Genomic DNA, 18128 nt, shown 5'->3' with positions numbered 1-18128 from the left:
CCCGATATGGGGTTTCCGTTTCTATTCTGGACCTGCCCGGAGGCAGGCGACAGAAGAATATGCTTAATTTTGGCTGATTTACCCTTCTTTGCAATCGCTGAAAGGTTATTCGAACGGCGGGGGTGCCAACACCTCGCGGTTACCGTTGTGCCCCTGCTCGCTGACGATGCCCTGGGCTTCCATCTGCTCGATGATACGCGCCGCACGGTTATAGCCGATACGGAACTGACGCTGCACGCCGGAGATGGAGGCTTTACGTTTTTCAGTGACGAAATTAACCGCCTGGTCAAATAACGGATCAAGCTCTTCCCCGCCGTCAAAGCCACCGCCACCCCCTTCGCTTTCGGTGTCATTGGTAATGCCGTCAACGTATTGCGGGCGTCCGCGCGCCTTCCAGTCCTGCACGACAGCATGAACTTCCTCATCGCGCACGAACGCACCGTGGACGCGCACCGGCGAGGTGGAGTTCGGGCCGGAGTAGAGCATATCGCCCATCCCCAGCAGCGACTCCGCGCCGCCCTGGTCGAGAATAGTACGCGAGTCAATTTTGCTCGATACGGTAAACGCAATACGGGTCGGGATGTTGGCTTTAATCAGGCCGGTAATCACATCAACGGAAGGACGCTGAGTCGCCAGTACAAGGTGAATACCCGCCGCACGCGCTTTCTGCGCCAAACGCGCAATCAGCTCTTCGACTTTTTTACCGACGGTCATCATCAGGTCGGCGAATTCATCCACCAGAACGACGATGTAAGGCAGTTTTTCCAGCACCGGATGCTGGGCATCCATGCTGTCACCCGGCTTCCAGTATGGGTCAGGAATAGGACGTCCCATACGCATCGCTTCGGCGATTTTTTCGTTATAACCGGCGAGGTTACGCACGCCCAGCGCTGACATCAGCTTGTAGCGGCGTTCCATTTCGTTGACGCTCCAGCGCAGGGCGTTGGCGGCATCTTTCATGTCGGTCACAACTTCGGTCAGCAGATGCGGAATGCCTTCGTACACCGACAGCTCCAGCATTTTCGGGTCGATCATGATGAAGCGCACGTCTTCCGGCTGCGCTTTATAGAGCATGCTGAGGATCATGGCGTTTACGCCGACCGATTTACCGGAACCGGTCGTACCCGCTACCAGCAGGTGAGGCATTTTCGCCAGGTCTGCGACTACCGGATCGCCGGCGATATCTTTACCCAACACCACGGTGAGTGGAGAAGGGTTATCGCGGAACTTGGTGTTATCCAGCACTTCGCGCAGGTAGACGGTCTGCCGCTTCTTGTTCGGCAGCTCAAGGCCAACGTAAGGTTTGCCTGGAATAACTTCCACCACGCGCACCGCAACGGTCGACAGCGATCGCGCCAGGTCACGGGACAGGTTAGAGATACGCGCGGCTTTTACGCCCGGCGCCAGGTTCAGCTCGAAGCGGGTGATCACCGGACCCGGAGAGTAGTTCACTACGTCTGCCTTGATGCGGAAATCTGCCAGACGGGCCTCAACCAGACGCGCCATCTGCTCAAGCGCAAAGGTATCGACCGGCTCCACTTCTGACGGCGGCGGCGTTAACAGATCCAGCGACGGCAGCGGCGTGCTCGGGCGCTGCAGCGGGCGGCTGTCACCGTTACGCATTAGCAGCGGGTGAATGAGGCTCTCCTGCGGCTTAGGTGCGGGCTGCTGGAACTGCGGCGGCTGCTGTGCCTGCTGCGGTTGCGCATAGCTTTGCGCAGAAGGCGGTTGCTGCGGCTGGGCATACTGCTGTGGCGCTGGCTGCTGCTGGCGCACCGGTTCAGCTTCCGGCATGACGCTCGGGGTGAATAACGGTTCACTCGGGCCATCGTCCACCAGATCTTTCATCGGCGAGAATTCAAAATCCGACAGTGAGAACGGGTTCGCGCCCGAAGGCTGTTCGCCGGAATAGCGCTGCTGCTGCGTCGCGGCGAACTGGCGTGCCAGTTCCGCTTCTGCTGCATCATCTTCATCTTCCTGAACGCGTTCGTCGTGCTGATATTCCTCACCGTAGCGCTGATGCTGCGTCGCGGCAAACTGGCGCGCCAGCTCATCCTGCTGCAGTTCATCGGCATCATCTTCGTAATCAGTTCCGCGCGTCTTTTCCTCAGCCATACGCTGAGAAGGCAGCTTGATACCGTAGGAGGCCAGCTCGCGACGGGTGGGTACGCGAACGCGATTAGGGCGAGGCAGCTGTGGGCCAATGCCCTCTTTCACCTGCGGACGCGGTGCACCGCCCGTAGCAAGGCTAAACACAGGTGCAGCGGCGGCGGCTGCCGCAGTGGCCTGCTTCACGCTTTCTGCCACCGGGGCCACAGCAGGCGTTGGATCGACTGGCGGTACGGAAACAGAAGGCGTTCTCACCGCAGGCTCTTGCGCGGGCTCAGGCACCGGTTGATACCAGGCGGCCAGCTGCTCGCGCTCGCGGGCACGGCGCTCTTCTACTTCTTCAAAATAATACATTGGCGGGCGAGACGGTTTCGTCTCTTCTACCACTTCAGGTTCAGGCTCGACATACGGCTGAGCCTGTTCGACCGGCTCAGGCACATACTCCTGATAAGGCTGCGCAACCGGCTGCTGGTATTCCTGATACCCCTGCGGCTCATACACTGGCTCAGGCTGGTAAGGCTGCTGCCAGTGCTCCTGTTGTACAGGCACGTAGCTTTCGGGCTCAGGCGCGATCGCAGGCTCCGGCGTGTGGACGCCTGGCGCAGTTTGCCATTCAACAACCGGCTGCTGGATAGCGGATTCCGGCGCGGGAACCTGCGCAGACGGCATCACGGCCTCAACGGGCGCAGCATAAGCCTGTGCCGCCGTGGTAGCAGCCGCAGCAACGGCGACGGGCTCTGCGACGGAATGACCGTTTAACAGCGGATCGTATTCGTCATAATCGCCGGGCATCGCGCGATTACCGGAGAACAGCACATCGTCAGGATCGACGGCGGCACCCGCCGCGCGGTACTCAACCTGTTCGTCTTCATCCATGCGCTTGCCGGAGAAGAGCGCCGCATCGGTTTTACGCCCGAGCGGATTGGCAAATTTTTCAGCCACGCGCTGCCGACGCGCCAGCGCGCCACGCAGAATACGCGCGCGACGAGACTCACGACGCTGCACGGGCGCATCGTCTTCCTCGTCGTACTCATCTTCATATTCGTCTTCATCGACCCACGTATCGTCGCGCCGGGTACGATTGCTGGCAAAGGTCAGGAGAGTGAGGATAAAGCTGCCAATTTTCTCGGCGATACTCACCCAGGACCAGCCGGTAAACAGGGTCAATCCGGCAGCCCAGATGCAGAGCAGCGTCAAGGTGCCGCCGCTGCTGTGAAGCATCGGCTGGAGGGCAGAACTTAACAGGCTGCCGATGACGCCACCGGAGGCAAAGTACCAGATATCGTCGGCGTTAATCGCCGCCAGCCCGCAGGAGGTCAGGATCAGCGCCAGCGCACCTATCAGGCGCAGCGACACCGCGAAGTAATCGATATAGTCATCGTTTTGGCGATGGCGCCAGGCAAACCAGCATCCGCCAATGATAATGACGGGAATGGTGTAGGCCATCACGCCAAAAATGAAAAACAGGGTGTCCGCAAGCCAGGCGCCGGGAACGCCACCGACATTATGGATAGGCTCATGCCATGCGGTTTGTGACCAGCTAGGATCTGAGGGGTTGAAACTGAGTAAAGCGGCCATCAGCCAGACGGCAAAAAGGGCAATAACAATCAGCAACGCCTCAAGGAGACGACGTCCGCTGCTTAGCTTCGATAATGTGACTTCTTTGTCTTCAGTGTATTCCTGGCTCAAGAAAGGCTCTCCAGGTATCAGGCATATCCTGCCTGTTTGCTAAAACGGACAACAGCGCCGGGGCTCCCCGGCACTGTTGCTGTATGGATTAACAGGAGTGTAATCAAACTACACTGATTTTGCACCTGTTCCGTGTTAGCGCGTCTTAATTACCAGACGATTGCTCTGTTTAACCTCTTCCATCACCACATAGGTACGGGTGTCGTTCACGCCCGGCAGACGCAGCAAGGTTTCACCCAGCAGCTTACGGTAGGCAGACATGTCTGGTACGCGCGTTTTCAACAGGTAGTCGAAATCACCGGAAACCAGATGACACTCTTGAATTTCTTCAAGTTTTTGTACAGCGGAGTTGAATTGTTCAAACACATCCGGCGCACCACGATTCAGAGTAATCTCAACAAATACCAGAAGTGAGGCATCCAGATAATGCGGGTTAAGCAGAGCCGTGTAGCCCTGAATAAAACCCTGTCTTTCCAGTCGGCGCACACGCTCAAGGCACGGCGTCGGGGAAAGTCCCACACGTTTTGAAAGCTCGACGTTGGAAATACGCCCATCCTTTTGCAGTTCATTAAGAATGTTACGATCGATACGGTCGAGATCTTTGCCAGGGCGCTTCTTGCTATCTACCATTATTATTGTCTCTCTGTATTCCTTCCCTACTCCTGCCTGGACCCTGTGCACATCACTGTTCAGAGCCTGTACCCGTTATTCATCACATCGCCTGGTTATGTATTAGACGCGATGCGGATTCGGGTTCTGTTTGTTAAGAAGACCGTTGCCCGAAGGCAGTCACCGACATCACGTATGGCGTCTGTCCACGCCATGCGTAGATTTCATTGACCCGGTAAAAATGGCATTTCTCTGCATGCCTATGCGGCACACGAGTCATGCGGTTTTTTTTCTTCCTTGAATGTTTTCGCAAAAGCGCAGGGGATTGTCAAAGCAAAACATCGATTTTTAGTACAACATGCCGGATATTCATTACGGTAGGGTATTAATCATCATTTTATTGCCTTATAAACGACCGGATTGCAGTAGAAAGAGTTATGTTATAGCGATTGATTTATCGACAGCGCCTATCGCACATATCGATATCAAAATTGCTGTGCTCTTTTTTTACGGCAACAAATTCCCTACAATCCAGCCAAATGTCTGCCAACAACAATGGGGATCTCATGGGCACGGCTAAACACAGTAAGCTGCTAATTCTTGGTTCTGGACCTGCGGGATATACCGCAGCGGTCTATGCTGCACGCGCTAACCTGCATCCGGTACTGATCACCGGCATGGAAAAAGGCGGTCAGCTGACCACCACAACCGAAGTAGAAAACTGGCCAGGCGATCCGAATGACCTGACCGGGCCGCTGCTGATGGAGCGTATGCATGAGCATGCTGCCAAATTCGAAACCGAAATTCTGTTCGACCACATTAACAAGGTCGATCTGCAGAACCGTCCGTTCCGTCTGACCGGTGACAGCGGCGAGTACACCTGTGACGCGTTGATTATCGCTACCGGCGCATCGGCCCGTTACCTTGGCCTGCCGTCTGAAGAAGCGTTTAAAGGCCGCGGCGTCTCTGCCTGCGCCACCTGCGACGGTTTCTTCTATCGCAACCAGAAAGTGGCGGTTATCGGCGGCGGCAACACCGCAGTAGAAGAAGCGCTCTACCTGGCGAACATCGCCTCTGAAGTGCACCTGATCCACCGCCGCGACACCTTCCGCGCCGAGAAGATCCTGATCAAACGCCTGATGGACAAAGTGGCGAGCGGCAACATCGTGCTGCACACCCACCGTACGCTGGAAGAAGTCACCGGCGACCAGATGGGCGTTGCCGGTCTGCGCCTGCGCGACACGCAGAACACCGACAACGTGGAATCACTGGAAGTGGCTGGCCTGTTCGTGGCAATCGGTCACAGCCCGAACACCGCAATCTTCGACGGTCAGCTTGAGCTGGAAAACGGCTACATCAAGGTGCAGTCCGGCATTCACGGCAACGCAACCCAGACCAGCATCCCGGGCGTGTTCGCTGCGGGCGACGTAATGGACCATATTTACCGCCAGGCCATCACCTCTGCGGGCACCGGCTGCATGGCCGCGCTGGACGCCGAGCGCTACCTCGACGGGCTGGCTGAACAAGGTAAATAATCTTTACAAGTCAGTAACAAACGTAAATAAAGGCGGCCACAGGTCGCCTTTATTTTTCCCCGCGTGTAACATGCAGTTGTCTAATTTCTTATAACGTCACCTGCAAAGTACGCAATGGAAAAAACCCGTCAACAAGAGTTAACACGCTGGCTAAAACAGCAAAGCGTTATTTCCCGCCGCTGGCTTATGATCTCCCGTCTTCTGGGGCTCATCAGCGGTCTGTTGATTGTTGCCCAGGCATGGCTGCTGGCCCGCATTCTTAATCATATGATCGTGGAGAACATCCCGCGCGAGGCGCTACTTCTGCCGTTTGTCGTTTTGATCCTGATCTTTGTCCTGCGCGCCTGGGTCGTCTGGCTGCGTGAACGCGTCGGTTTTCACGCGGGACAACATATCCGCTATGAGATCCGCCGACAGGTGCTTGACCGTCTACAGGAAGCCGGGCCAGCCTGGATTCAGGGGAAACCCGCCGGGAGCTGGGCAACGCTGATCCTCGAGCAAATTGACGATATGCACGACTACTACGCCCGCTACCTGCCGCAGATGGCGCTGGCCGTTTTTGTACCGCTGCTGATCGTGATCGTCATTTTCCCGATTAACTGGGTCGCCGCGCTGATTCTGCTGGGTACGGCTCCGCTGATCCCGCTGTTTATGGCGATGGTCGGGATGGGCGCGGCGGATGCTAACCGTCGTAACTTCCTGGCGCTGGGTCGCCTGAGCGGCCATTTCCTTGACCGTCTGCGCGGGATGGAAACCCTGCGTATCTTTGGCCGCGGTGAAGCAGAGACCGAAAACATTCGCCATGCGTCGCAGGATTTCCGCCAGCGCACCATGGAAGTGCTGCGTCTCGCATTCCTGTCATCCGGCGTACTCGAATTCTTTACCTCGCTGTCGATTGCGCTGGTGGCTGTTTACTTCGGCTTCTCTTACCTTGGCGCGCTGGATTTCGGCCACTACGGCACGGCGGTTACCCTTTCCGCCGGATTCCTGGCGCTGATCCTGGCTCCGGAATTCTTCCAGCCGCTTCGCGATCTGGGTACCTTTTATCATGCCAAAGCGCAGGCGGTTGGCGCAGCCGATAGCCTGAAAACGTTCCTGGAAACGCCGCTGGCACACCCGGAGCGGGGTGACGTGACGCTGAATACTAAAGACCCCGTGACCATTGAAGCGCAGGACTTTTCCATTCTGTCGCCCGAAGGCAAAGTGCTCGCGGGTCCGCTGAACTTTACCCTGCCAGCCGGACAACGCGTGGTGCTGGTCGGCACCAGCGGTTCAGGGAAAAGCTCCCTGCTGAATGCGCTTTCCGGCTTTATGGCCTATACCGGTTCGCTGCGGGTTAATAAAACCGAACTGCGCGATCTTGACCCTGATGCCTGGCGTAAACAGCTGAGCTGGGTAGGTCAAAACCCGCAGCTTCCGGCCTCCACGCTGCGTGAAAACGTGCTTCTGGCGCGCCCGGATGCGCGTGAAGATGAGCTCCAGTCCGTGCTCGATCGCGCCTGGGTCAGCGAGTTTCTGCCGCTGCTTCAACAGGGCGTCGATACGGTCGTCGGTGACCAGTCTGCCGGGCTCTCCGTCGGGCAGGCTCAGCGCGTTGCCGTTGCGCGCGCGCTGCTTAATCCGTGCCAGCTAATGCTGCTTGACGAGCCTGCTGCGAGCCTGGACTCACACAGCGAACAGCGCGTGATGCAGGCATTGAATGAGGCTTCGCTGCAGCAAACCACGCTGATGGTCACCCACCAGCTGGAAGGCATTGCCGACTGGGATGGGATCTGGGTAATGGAAAACGGCCAAATCGTTGAGCAAGGCGATTACGCCTCTCTTGTTGCCGCGCAGGGGCCGTTCGCCACCCTGCTGGCGAACCGTCAGGAGGACATCTGATGCGCGCCCTGCTTCCTTATCTTGCGCTCTATAAACGCCACAAATGGATGCTGACGCTGGGCATCGTGCTGGCAATTATTACCCTGCTGGCGAGCATCGGCCTGCTTACGCTCTCTGGCTGGTTCTTGTCCGCTTCTGCCGTCGCGGGCTTTGCCGGCTTATACAGCTTTAACTATATGCTGCCTGCAGCGGGCGTACGCGGGACGGCCATCACCCGAACGGCCGGGCGGTACTTTGAGCGTCTGGTCAGCCACGACGCGACCTTCCGCGTGCTGCAGCACCTGCGTATTTACACCTTTAGCAAGCTGCTGCCCCTATCCCCTGCCGGGCTGGCACGTTTTCGTCAGGGCGAATTGCTCAACCGCGTGGTGGCGGATGTCGATACACTGGATCACCTCTACCTGCGCGTGATATCGCCGATTGTCGGCGCCTTCGTGGTGATAGTGGTCGTGACGCTGGGGCTGTGCGTACTGGACGTCCCAATCGCGCTGACGCTTGGCGGCATCATGCTGCTGACGCTCATTGTTCTGCCGCCGCTGTTCTATCGAGCGGGTAAATCCACCGGCGAAAACCTGACGCGTCTGCGCGGGGAATATCGGCAGCAGCTGACCTCCTGGCTGCAGGGACAGGCAGAACTGACCATTTTCGGTGCCACCAGGCGTTACCGCGCGCGTATGGAAAGCACGGAGTTGAACTGGCACGAAGCCCAGCGCCGACAGTCTGAGCTGACGGCCTTTTCCCAGGCGCTGATGATGCTTATCGGCGGCGTCGCGGTCATCGCGATGCTGTGGATGGCCTCCGGCGGCGTGGGCGGCAATATGCAGCCAGGCCCGCTGATCGCGCTCTTCGTCTTCTGTGCGCTGGCGGCGTTCGAAGCGCTTGCGCCCGTGACGGGAGCCTTCCAGCATCTTGGGCAGGTTATCGCCTCTGCCCTGCGCATTACGGACATTGCCGAGCAGGAACCCGAGGTGAAATTCGCTGCCGATCAGACTCCGGTTCCCGCTCAGGTTGCGCTGACGCTGAATAACGTCACGTTTGCCTACGACAAGCAGGGGCAGAACGCGCTGGAAGGGATCAATCTTTCAGTTAGCGCGGGCCAGCGCATTGCGATCCTGGGCCGTACCGGCTGCGGTAAGTCAACGCTTTTGCAGCTGTTGACGCGCGCATGGGACCCGCAGCAGGGACAGATCCTGTTTAACGAGATGCCGCTGGCTGATTTCAGCGAGCAGGCCTTACGCAAGACCGTCAGCGTAGTTCCGCAGCGCGTGCATCTCTTTAGCGCGACCCTGCGCGACAACCTGCTGCTTGCCGCGCCGAAAGCATCTGATGATGAACTAAGCGCGATGCTGGAACAGGTTGGGCTGCATAAGCTGCTTGAGGACGAAGGACTGAATAGCTGGCTGGGTGAAGGCGGTCGTCAGCTCTCCGGGGGCGAACTGCGTCGTCTGGCCATTGCCCGTGCGCTTTTGCACGATGCGCCGCTGATGCTGCTCGACGAACCCACCGAAGGGCTGGACGCGACTACCGAAAGCCAAATCCTTGATTTACTGGCTAAGGTTATGGTCGGTAAGACGGTATTAATGGTCACGCACCGCCTGCGCGGGCTGGCGAGTTTCGATCGGATAATTGTGATGGACAACGGACACATTATTGAGCAAGGTAATCACGCAGAACTGTTGGCAAAACAGGGTCGCTACTACCAGTTTAAACAGCGTCTGTAGACTATATTTGTACCGATCCTTACTCGCGTATTGGAGTTCCGCTGTCATGCGCCTGGTCCAGCTTTCTCGTCATAATATTGCGTTCCCCTCTCCGGAAGGGGCGCTGCGTGAACCTAATGGGTTGCTGGCACTGGGCGGCGATCTCAGTCCTGCGCGTCTGTTGATGGCCTACCAGCGAGGAATATTTCCGTGGTTCTCGCCCGGCGATCCGATTTTATGGTGGTCGCCCGATCCCCGTGCCGTACTGTGGCCAGCGCAGTTTCACCTGAGCCGCAGCATGAAGCGCTTCCATGCAAAGTCACCCTACCGTGTCACCCTGAATCACGCCTTTGGTCAGGTTATTGAAGGCTGTGCTGAAGATCGTCACGAAGGGACGTGGATCACCCGCGATATCATCACCGCCTATCATCAGCTGCATGAGCTTGGCTACGCGCATTCTATCGAGGTATGGGAAGGTGAAGCGCTTGTCGGCGGTATGTACGGCGTAGCGCAGGGGACCTTGTTCTGCGGCGAATCGATGTTTTCCCGCGCGGTAAACGCTTCAAAAACCGCGCTGCTGGTTTTTTGCCAGGCCTTTGCACATCGCGGGGGACAGCTGTTAGATTGCCAGGTGCTCAATGAGCACACGGCTTCACTCGGCGCCGTTGAAATCTCCCGTCGGGATTACATTGAGCGCCTCGATAATTGCCGCCAGGAGAAGCTCCCGCGCGACTTCTGGGTGCCGCGTACACTCTTTCTGCCCAATGCCTAAATGTTTTCCGCATATTTTTTATGAGGGTGTTATAATTACGCCGCAGAGTAGCTTCTGCCTGTTGCCCCGCCGCCGTTTGGGACCCTCGCTTCAGATAACGTCCTGACGTTTATCCTGTTGTCTCCCCTTTACGAATGCGCTTCCTGTTCGGTTGTACCGTGACGCTTGGGCAATGCGCTGAAACTGTTTTGCTGCGTTTTAATCGCGCAATTCTTTACTTAATTGATGAATTTCGGCATTATCTTGCCGGTTCAAAACTTGGTAGTGATACCCCAGAGGATTAGATGGCCAAAGAAGACAATATTGAAATGCAGGGTACCGTACTTGATACGTTGCCTAATACCATGTTTCGCGTAGAGCTGGAAAACGGTCACGTGGTAACTGCGCACATCTCCGGTAAAATGCGCAAAAACTACATCCGCATTTTAACGGGCGACAAAGTGACTGTTGAACTGACCCCGTACGACCTGAGCAAAGGCCGCATTGTCTTCCGTAGTCGCTAATTGTTTTCGCCTGTAATGGCAGATGAATATTTAAAAGGTCGGGATAATCCCGGCCTTTTTTATTTATGGCTTTAGTGCTGCTGCGTTGGAAGATGTATTGTCATCCAGGGTTGTACAGGAGCGATTAAATCCCCCGCCATAGAATGAGCCATTTCGTGGAGTAATCCCGTCAGGTGCGGCAACATATCGCGGTCAAAATGCGACACCAGCAGCACATGGTTTAACGCCCGGCAGTAGTCGCATTTCGTATCTGTATCTTCAAGCAACCACTCTTTTTGTCGCGGCTGTACCGCTTCGTCCTCAAATTCCACCACCTGAAAATCACGCATGGATTCTGTGAGGCCGGATTTCACCTCTTCCAGGTAAGCTCCGAGACAACGGCAAACAGGCTGCGTTTGCGGGAGTGATTTGCAGTCGAGGAGGATTTCGGTGAGCAGCTTGCAGCGCTCGGCCAGAGTTGGGAGATCGGGGTTGTGGGAGAGTTCGGTGTATAAATGGGCGAAATTGTTTTCTGTATTCATTGGGTAATTCCTTCACACACTTTGAATTTACCACCGCAGGAAACGCCAATTTGCTGGCGGCGGACGAAAAGGAATTGGCGTACCAGTGTGTGTGCTACTGGCGCTTCAAAAGAAGCTTCCGATTCGCCCGCCAGATGCAGAATTATACCCTTTTCCTTAGGGCGAACGAAGCCTGCAGCATTACTGCTGCTCACACACTTTCAGGACGCCAATCCCGGCACCTGATTTTGCAAGTGCGCCGCCATTTTATTACTGTGGATTTATCCAGCAACTGACTTCGAAAGAAACTGGAAAGCGCCTCGCAAAATTCCTGTGCGGCCTGATGCCCTCACCCCAACCCTCTCCCACAGGGAGAGGGAGAAAACACTAAAAAACGACAACACTGTTGTCGTTTTGCTTTTACCTTGGCCTGATGCCCTCACCCCGGCCCTCTCCCACGAGGAGAGGGAGAAAACAAAAAAAAACGGCAACCGAAGTTGCCGTTTTGCTTTTACCTTACAACTCAGTGAGCCGCTTCCGGCTTGTGCTTCGCCGCACTCTGGAAATCGTACGTCAGCTCGTTCTTCGCCTGGTCCAGCGCCACGGTCACCTGGCCGCCGTCCACCAGCGAGCCAAACAGCAGCTCGTTCGCCAGCGGTTTCTTCAGGTTGTCCTGAATCACGCGCGCCATAGGACGGGCACCCATCGCACGGTCGTAGCCTTTCTCGGCCAGCCAGTTGCGGGCCTCCTGGCTCACTTCCAGCGACACGCCTTTCTGATCCAGCTGAACCTGCAGCTCGACGATGAACTTGTCCACCACCTGATGGATCACCTCGGTAGACAGGTGATCGAACCAGATAATGTTGTCCAGACGGTTACGGAACTCCGGCGTGAAGATCTTCTTGATCTCCTCCATCGCATCGGTGCTGTTATCCTGGTGGATCAGGCCGATGGATTTACGCTCGGTTTCACGCACACCGGCGTTGGTGGTCATCACCAGCACCACGTTGCGGAAGTCCGCCTTGCGCCCGTTGTTGTCGGTCAGCGTCCCGTTGTCCATCACCTGCAGCAGGATGTTGAACACGTCCGGGTGCGCCTTCTCGATTTCATCGAGCAGCAGGACCGCGTGCGGATGCTTGATCACCGCGTCGGTGAGCAGGCCGCCCTGGTCAAAGCCCACGTAGCCAGGAGGCGCACCAATCAAACGGCTGACGGTGTGACGCTCCATATACTCGGACATATCAAAGCGCAGCAGCTCAATGCCCAGCGCTTTGGAGAGCTGAACCGTCACCTCGGTTTTCCCCACGCCGGTCGGGCCAGCGAACAGGAAGGAACCGACAGGCTTGTGGTCATGCCCCAGTCCGGCGCGGGCCATCTTGATCGCTTCGGTTAAGGCCTCAATGGCTTTATCCTGACCAAAGACCAGCATTTTCAGGCGATTGCCGAGGGTGCGCAGCGTGTCGCGGTCGCTCTGAGAAACGCTCTTCTCAGGGATACGCGCGATGCGGGCCACCACGGACTCAATGTCCGCCACGTTAACGGTTTTCTTACGCTTGCTGGCCGGCATCAGGCGCGCACGCGCACCCGCTTCATCAATCACGTCAATCGCCTTATCCGGCAGATGACGATCATTAATGTATTTAACCGCCAGCTCCACCGCCGCACGTACCGCTTTCGCGGTGTAACGCACGTCGTGGTGCGCTTCGTACTTGGTTTTCAGGCCGTTGATGATCTGCACCGTTTCGTCCACGGACGGCTCGGTGACGTCGATTTTCTGGAAGCGGCGCGCCAGGGCACGGTCTTTCTCAAAGATGTTGCTGAACTCCTGATAGGTCGTGGAGCCCATCACGCGGATCTTACCGCTGGAGAGCAGCGGTTTGATCAGGTTCGCCGCATCCACCTGGCCACCGGAGGCCGCACCTGCGCCGATGATGGTGTGGATCTCATCGATAAACAGGATGCTGTTGGTGTCCTGCTCCAGCTGTTTCAACAGCGCCTTGAAGCGTTTTTCAAAATCACCGCGGTATTTGGTGCCCGCCAGCAGCGAGCCGATATCCAGCGAGTAGATGGTGCAGTCGGCAATCACTTCCGGCACGTCGCCCTGCACAATGCGCCAGGCAAGCCCTTCGGCAATCGCGGTTTTACCCACGCCGGACTCGCCCACCAGCAGCGGGTTGTTCTTGCGGCGACGGCACAGCACCTGGATCGCGCGCTCCAGCTCTTTATCGCGGCCAATCAGCGGATCGATACCGCCAACGCGAGCAAGCTGGTTAAGGTTGGTGGTGAAGTTTTCCATACGATCCTCCCCGCCTGCTTGCTCTTCATTGTTATTGACCTGATTGCTGGGATCCGATGCCTGGTTAGGCTCGTCTTTGCGCGTTCCGTGAGAGATAAAGTTAACCACGTCAAGGCGGCTGACTTCGTGTTTACGCAGCAGGTAGGCAGCCTGTGACTCCTGCTCGCTGAAGATGGCGACAAGGACGTTTGCGCCAGTCACTTCGCTACGTCCGGAAGACTGGACGTGGAATACCGCGCGCTGCAGCACGCGCTGGAAGCTGAGCGTCGGCTGCGTGTCGCGCTCTTCTTCACTGGCTGGCAGCACCGGTGTGGTTTGTTCGATGAAGGCTTCGAGTTCCTGACGTAGCGCCACCAGATCCACGGAGCAGGCTTCCAGCGCTTCGCGGGCAGATGGGTTGCTAAGCAGTGCGAGCAGTAAATGCTCGACGGTCATAAACTCATGTCGGTGCTCACGCGCTCTGGCGAAAGCCATGTTTAAACTGAGTTCCAGTTCTTGATTGAGCATAGGCACCTCCCCCAATTTTATGCCTTATCAGGCCTTTTCCAGCGTACACAGCAACGGATGCTCGTTCTCCCTTGCATAGTCGTTCACCATCGCCACTTTGGTTTCCGCGACTTCGGCAGTAAAGATGCCGCAGATCGCTTTGCCTCGATAATGAACGGTAAGCATCAGTTGCGTTGCACGTTCTACATCATAAGAAAAGAACTTTTGTAGCACGTCAATAACAAATTCCATCGGCGTGTAATCATCGTTCATTAACATAACTTTATACATAGATGGCGGTTTTAGCGCGTCGCGCACTTTATCTTCCGCCAGCTGGTCAAAATCCAGCCAGTCGTTGGTCTTACCCATTATGCATAACCACTTTGAATCTACCTCAGATGTTAGATAACAATCATCTATTACTGTCATCCGCGATGTCTGTCACAAACTGTTGCAATAGCGTTAACTGCTTCAAATTTTGGTTGATTATTGTCCCAACTCCAGCGCCAAATGCTTGACGGCATCTTTCGTTTATCTAAATTGTACAAGCGTGAGTTGGCGAGGTTTTGAACAGCCCCCACTCCACCACCGGTTCATTCCATCTTAATTTATAAGATTTACGAAGGATGTCGAAGCATGGAAATGGGTACTGTTAAGTGGTTCAACAACGCCAAGGGGTTTGGCTTCATCTGCCCCGAAGGCGGCGGCGAGGATATCTTCGCTCACTATTCCACCATTCAAATGGATGGTTACAGGACGCTCAAAGCCGGGCAGTCCGTTCGGTTCGATGTACACCAGGGGCCAAAAGGCAATCATGCCAGTCTGATCGTCCCCGTTGAAGCAGAAGCAGTCGCATAGCTCTCTGATTCATTGTGTACACCCCGCAGGCAAAATGCCAGCCCGATCGGCTGGCATTTTTATTTTCGGGTTATTCCCGCGCCAGCGCATCCACCGGGTCCAGCCGCGCCGCGTTGCGTGCAGGTAGCCAGCCAAACAAAATCCCGGTGAAGGTCGAACACAGAAACGCCGTGAGGATCGCCACCGGCGAGAAGCCGATCTCCCAACCCGGTAGAAAGATCTGCAGCGCAAAGGCGATCATCATCGAAAGCGCAATGCCCATCGCCCCGCCCACCAGGCATACCAGCACCGCCTCAATCAGAAACTGCTGCAGCACGTCGCTGGCTCTGGCCCCGACCGCCATGCGGATACCGATCTCCCGCGTGCGCTCCGTCACCGACACCAGCATGATATTCATCACCCCGATACCGCCAACGACCAGCGAAATCACCGCCACCAGCGTCAGGAACATCTGAAGAGTACGTGTGGTCTTTTCCGCCGTTTTCAAGAGACCGTCCATGTTCCAGGTGAAGAAATCCTTCTTCCCGTGGCGCAGGGTGAGCAGCCGCTCAAGCTGCTGTTCGGCCATGGCGCTGTCGTAGCCCTCCTTCACGCGAACGGTGATGGAGTTGAGCCAGGACTGGCCCATAATCCGCCCTGAGATGGTGGTATAGGGCAGCCAGACGCGCAGGATCTTGCTGCTGCCAAACATCGACTGCTTCTCTTCCGCCACGCCGATCACCGTCGCAGGCATGTTGCCGACGAGGATCACCTCGCCCACCACGTTCGTTTTATTCGGGAAGAGCTGCCTGCGCGAGTTGTCATCTAACACCACGACCTGCGCCCTGCCCGCCAGCTGTTCGGCATTGAACGTCGCGCCCTGGCTAAAGGTCATGCCGTACACGTTAAAATAATCGCCGCTCACGCCGTTCGCGCTAGCCGCCACGTCAATGTTGCCGTAGCGCAGGCGCAGGTTTTGCGAAACCGCAGGCGTGGCGGAGTTCACCCACGGCTGCTTCTGGATCGCCGCCAGATCGTCGTATTTTAGCGCCTGCTGATTCTGCGGCTCATCGTCGCCAAAGTCTTTGCCGGGATAGACGTCGATAGTGTTGGTGCCGATGGCGCGGATATCCGCCAGCACCAGCTGTTTCGCCGCGTCGCCCACCACCACAATCGACACCACCGAAGCGATGCCGATGATGATGCCGAGCATCGTTAACAGGGTGCGCATTTTGTTGGCCGCCATCGCCAGCCAGGCCATGGTGAGCGCTTCACGAAAGCCGCTGGAGAACTGTCCCCAGCCGGTCGATGCCGGGAGCGCCTCTTTCGGCGCCGCCGCTCTGGACTCACGCGGCGGCGGGTTGCTGACCAGCTCGCCGTCGTGGATCTCAATAATCCGTTCGGCCTGCGCCGCTACCTGCGGATCGTGGGTGACGATAATCACCGTATGCCCCTGATCGCGCAGCTGATGGAGGATCGCCATGACCTCTTCACCGGAGTGGCTGTCGAGCGCTCCCGTTGGTTCATCCGCGAGGATCACCTGCCCGCCGTTCATCAGGGCGCGGGCAATACTCACGCGCTGCTGCTGGCCGCCGGACAGCTGCGACGGCTGATAGTCCACCCGCTCCGCCAGCCCAAGGCGCGTGAGCAGCGCCTTCGCGCGCTCAAGCCGCTTTTTCCGCTCCACGCCCGCATAGACCGCGGGCACTTCCACGTTTTGCGCCGCGCTCAGGTGCGAGAGCAGATGGTAGCGCTGAAAGATAAAGCCGAAATGTTCCCGGCGCAGCTTCGCCAGCGCGTCGCTGTCCAGCGTGGAGATATCCGTTCCCGCCACGCGATAGGTGCCGCTGGTCGGCTTATCCAGGCAGCCGAGAATGTTCATCAGCGTCGATTTACCGGAGCCCGACGCCCCGACAATCGCCACCATCTCGCCGGCCTCCACGCGCAGGGAGATCCCTTTCAACACCTCCACCGGGCCGTCGCCGGACGGATAGCTGCGACGAATATCATTCAGCTCAAGCAGCGCCGTCATTTGGCGGCTCCGGGCAGGCTTTCGCTGGTGACAACCTCCTCACCCTCTTCCAGCCCTTTCACCACCACCACGTCGGTGTCGTTCCGTGCGCCTATCACCACTTCACGCTCGCGCGTTTCGCCGCTGCGGAGCACTTTCACCTTGTAGCGATTGTCGCCGGCGGATTCGCCCAGCGCAGAGAGCGGAATGGTCAGCACGTTCTTCACGCCGGTCAGCTGAATGTGCACCTGCGCGGTCATATCCAGACGCAGCACGCCCTGCGGGTTCGGCACTTCAAAACGCGCATAGTAGAAGATGGCATCGTTCACTTTTTCCGGCGTCGGCAGAATGTCCTTCAGCACGCCCTCATAGCGGGTCTGCGGATCGCCGAGCACGGTAAACCACGCGTTCTGCCCCGGCTTGAGGTGAATGACATCCGCCTCTGAGACCTGGGCTTTCACCAGCATGGTGCTCATGTCCGCCAGCGTCAGGATATTCGGCGCCTGCTGCGCGGCGATCACCGTCTGCCCCTGCAGCGTGGTGATTTGCGTCACCTCACCGGCCATCGGCGCAACGATTTTGGTGTAGTCGAGGTTGGTTTTTGCCGTATCCAGCGAGGCCTGATTACGCTTGATCTGCGCGTCGATGGTGCCAATCTGCGCCTGCTTCACCGCCAGCTCCGTTGCGGCAGTATCCAGATCCTGCTTCGAAATCGCCTGCGTTTTGGCCAGCGCCTGCTGGCGCGTCAGCGTCACCTGCGCGAGGTTTCTCTCCGCCTGCGCCTGCGCGCGCTGGGCGCGCAGCTCCATCAGCGTCGCTTCCACTTCGCGGATCTGGTTTTCGGCCTGTTCGGGGTCGATAACGCCAAGCAGCTGGCCTTTTTTGACTTTATCGCCAATTTCGACCGACAGCGTTTTCAGCTGGCCGCTGACCTGCGCGCCCACGTCGACCTTGCGCAGCGCGTCCAGCTTGCCCGTCGCCAGCACGTTTTGCTGCAGCTCGCCCGGGCGCACGATTAACGTTTGATACTGCGGCACAGGAGCGTTGAGCACCTGCCATACCCAGTAACCACCGACCAGCACGACTACCGCCAGCAGCAGAAACAGCTTTCTGCGTTTTCCCTTCAGGTTCATATAAATTCCAATTAATTATTCTGGCTATCATCACGGCTGATTTTATCTAAACGACTCTTCAACGAAA

At 57.2% G+C, this 18128-nt stretch carries 13 protein-coding genes; 6 read left to right on the top strand and 7 right to left on the bottom strand.

Annotation, left to right across the window (positions count from 1 at the left end; translation table 11 throughout):
- Window positions 1-105 precede the first annotated feature (105 nt).
- On the bottom strand, window positions 106-3798 hold the full coding sequence (locus tag VPX56_RS07980; protein ID WP_326470973.1) for a DNA translocase FtsK 4TM domain-containing protein: 3693 nt from the start codon (window positions 3796-3798) through the stop codon (window positions 106-108).
- Between the two features lie 135 nt (window positions 3799-3933).
- Window positions 3934-4428, bottom strand: a complete 495-nt coding sequence (lrp, locus tag VPX56_RS07975) for a leucine-responsive transcriptional regulator Lrp (protein WP_002439523.1) — start codon at window positions 4426-4428, stop codon at window positions 3934-3936.
- Window positions 4429-4973: 545 nt separating this feature from the next.
- Between lrp and trxB the strand changes: the two genes are divergently transcribed.
- The 5 genes from trxB (at window position 4974) to infA (ending at window position 10798) form a co-directional block, all read left to right on the top strand.
- Window positions 4974-5942 (top strand): thioredoxin-disulfide reductase, encoded by a 969-nt coding sequence (trxB, locus tag VPX56_RS07970; RefSeq protein ID WP_131632828.1) that lies wholly within the window; start codon window positions 4974-4976, stop codon window positions 5940-5942.
- A 114-nt stretch (window positions 5943-6056) separates the two neighbouring features.
- Window positions 6057-7823: a heme ABC transporter permease/ATP-binding protein CydD gene (gene cydD / locus VPX56_RS07965; RefSeq protein ID WP_326470970.1), complete on the top strand. Its 1767-nt coding sequence runs from the start codon at window positions 6057-6059 to the stop codon at window positions 7821-7823.
- Window positions 7823-9544, top strand: coding sequence for a heme ABC transporter ATP-binding protein/permease CydC (gene cydC, locus VPX56_RS07960; RefSeq protein ID WP_326470968.1), 1722 nt, complete (start codon window positions 7823-7825; stop codon window positions 9542-9544). The genes cydD and cydC overlap by 1 nt, the downstream gene beginning before the upstream one ends.
- Before the next feature lie 46 nt (window positions 9545-9590).
- Window positions 9591-10295 (top strand): leucyl/phenylalanyl-tRNA--protein transferase, encoded by a 705-nt coding sequence (gene aat / locus VPX56_RS07955; RefSeq protein WP_131632832.1) that lies wholly within the window; start codon window positions 9591-9593, stop codon window positions 10293-10295.
- 284 nt (window positions 10296-10579) lie between these two features.
- The gene (gene infA / locus VPX56_RS07950; RefSeq protein WP_002211347.1) at window positions 10580-10798 is read left to right on the top strand and encodes a translation initiation factor IF-1; all 219 of its coding nucleotides are present in this window, start codon (window positions 10580-10582) and stop codon (window positions 10796-10798) included.
- Window positions 10799-10869: 71 nt separating this feature from the next.
- On the opposite strand, the gene VPX56_RS07945 is transcribed toward infA, so the two are convergent.
- The 3 genes from VPX56_RS07945 to clpS form a co-directional block, all read right to left on the bottom strand.
- Window positions 10870-11319, bottom strand: coding sequence for a hypothetical protein (locus VPX56_RS07945; RefSeq protein ID WP_326470966.1), 450 nt, complete (start codon window positions 11317-11319; stop codon window positions 10870-10872).
- A gap of 502 nt (window positions 11320-11821) precedes the next feature.
- On the bottom strand, window positions 11822-14101 hold the full coding sequence (gene clpA / locus VPX56_RS07940; RefSeq protein WP_041910639.1) for an ATP-dependent Clp protease ATP-binding subunit ClpA: 2280 nt from the start codon (window positions 14099-14101) through the stop codon (window positions 11822-11824).
- Between the two features lie 27 nt (window positions 14102-14128).
- Window positions 14129-14449, bottom strand: a complete 321-nt coding sequence (clpS, locus tag VPX56_RS07935; protein WP_006174393.1) for an ATP-dependent Clp protease adapter ClpS — start codon at window positions 14447-14449, stop codon at window positions 14129-14131.
- Between the two features lie 267 nt (window positions 14450-14716).
- Here clpS and cspD point away from each other — a divergent pair, with 267 nt between their 5' ends.
- Complete coding sequence (cspD, locus tag VPX56_RS07930) at window positions 14717-14938, top strand: cold shock-like protein CspD (protein WP_006174390.1); 222 nt, start codon at window positions 14717-14719, stop codon at window positions 14936-14938.
- A gap of 70 nt (window positions 14939-15008) precedes the next feature.
- Here cspD and macB read toward each other — a convergent pair whose 3' ends face one another.
- Together macB and macA are read right to left on the bottom strand one after the other, a co-directional pair.
- A complete protein-coding gene (gene macB, locus VPX56_RS07925) occupies window positions 15009-16949 on the bottom strand; it encodes a macrolide ABC transporter ATP-binding protein/permease MacB (RefSeq protein ID WP_326470963.1) in 1941 nt (646 codons plus the stop codon).
- Entirely contained in the window at window positions 16946-18061 is a 1116-nt protein-coding gene (macA, locus tag VPX56_RS07920; protein ID WP_263609144.1) for a macrolide transporter subunit MacA, read from the bottom strand. Before macA ends, macB begins: the two co-directional genes overlap by 4 nt.
- Window positions 18062-18128: the final 67 nt, after the last annotated feature.

This window comes from Enterobacter wuhouensis, assembly GCF_035835995.1.
GTDB lineage: Bacteria > Pseudomonadota > Gammaproteobacteria > Enterobacterales > Enterobacteriaceae > Enterobacter > Enterobacter wuhouensis.
Note: the sequence above shows the minus strand (reverse complement) of the source record. Positions and strands in the feature narration are given on the sequence as shown.

Bases quoted from the DNA above. Each gene is read 5' to 3' on its own strand.
- cydC (WP_326470968.1), top strand. From the start codon at position 7,823: ATGCGCGCCCTGCTTCCTTATCTTGCGCTCTATAAACGCCACAAATGG.
- clpA (WP_041910639.1), bottom strand. From the start codon at position 14,101: ATGCTCAATCAAGAACTGGAACTCAGTTTAAACATGGCTTTCGCCAGA.
- aat (WP_131632832.1), top strand. From the start codon at position 9,591: ATGCGCCTGGTCCAGCTTTCTCGTCATAATATTGCGTTCCCCTCTCCG.
- lrp (WP_002439523.1), bottom strand. From the start codon at position 4,428: ATGGTAGATAGCAAGAAGCGCCCTGGCAAAGATCTCGACCGTATCGAT.
- macB (WP_326470963.1), bottom strand. From the start codon at position 16,949: ATGACGGCGCTGCTTGAGCTGAATGATATTCGTCGCAGCTATCCGTCC.
- infA (WP_002211347.1), top strand. From the start codon at position 10,580: ATGGCCAAAGAAGACAATATTGAAATGCAGGGTACCGTACTTGATACG.
- trxB (WP_131632828.1), top strand. From the start codon at position 4,974: ATGGGCACGGCTAAACACAGTAAGCTGCTAATTCTTGGTTCTGGACCT.
- cydD (WP_326470970.1), top strand. From the start codon at position 6,057: ATGGAAAAAACCCGTCAACAAGAGTTAACACGCTGGCTAAAACAGCAA.
- macA (WP_263609144.1), bottom strand. From the start codon at position 18,061: ATGAACCTGAAGGGAAAACGCAGAAAGCTGTTTCTGCTGCTGGCGGTA.
- VPX56_RS07945 (WP_326470966.1), bottom strand. From the start codon at position 11,319: ATGAATACAGAAAACAATTTCGCCCATTTATACACCGAACTCTCCCAC.
- clpS (WP_006174393.1), bottom strand. From the start codon at position 14,449: ATGGGTAAGACCAACGACTGGCTGGATTTTGACCAGCTGGCGGAAGAT.
- cspD (WP_006174390.1), top strand. From the start codon at position 14,717: ATGGAAATGGGTACTGTTAAGTGGTTCAACAACGCCAAGGGGTTTGGC.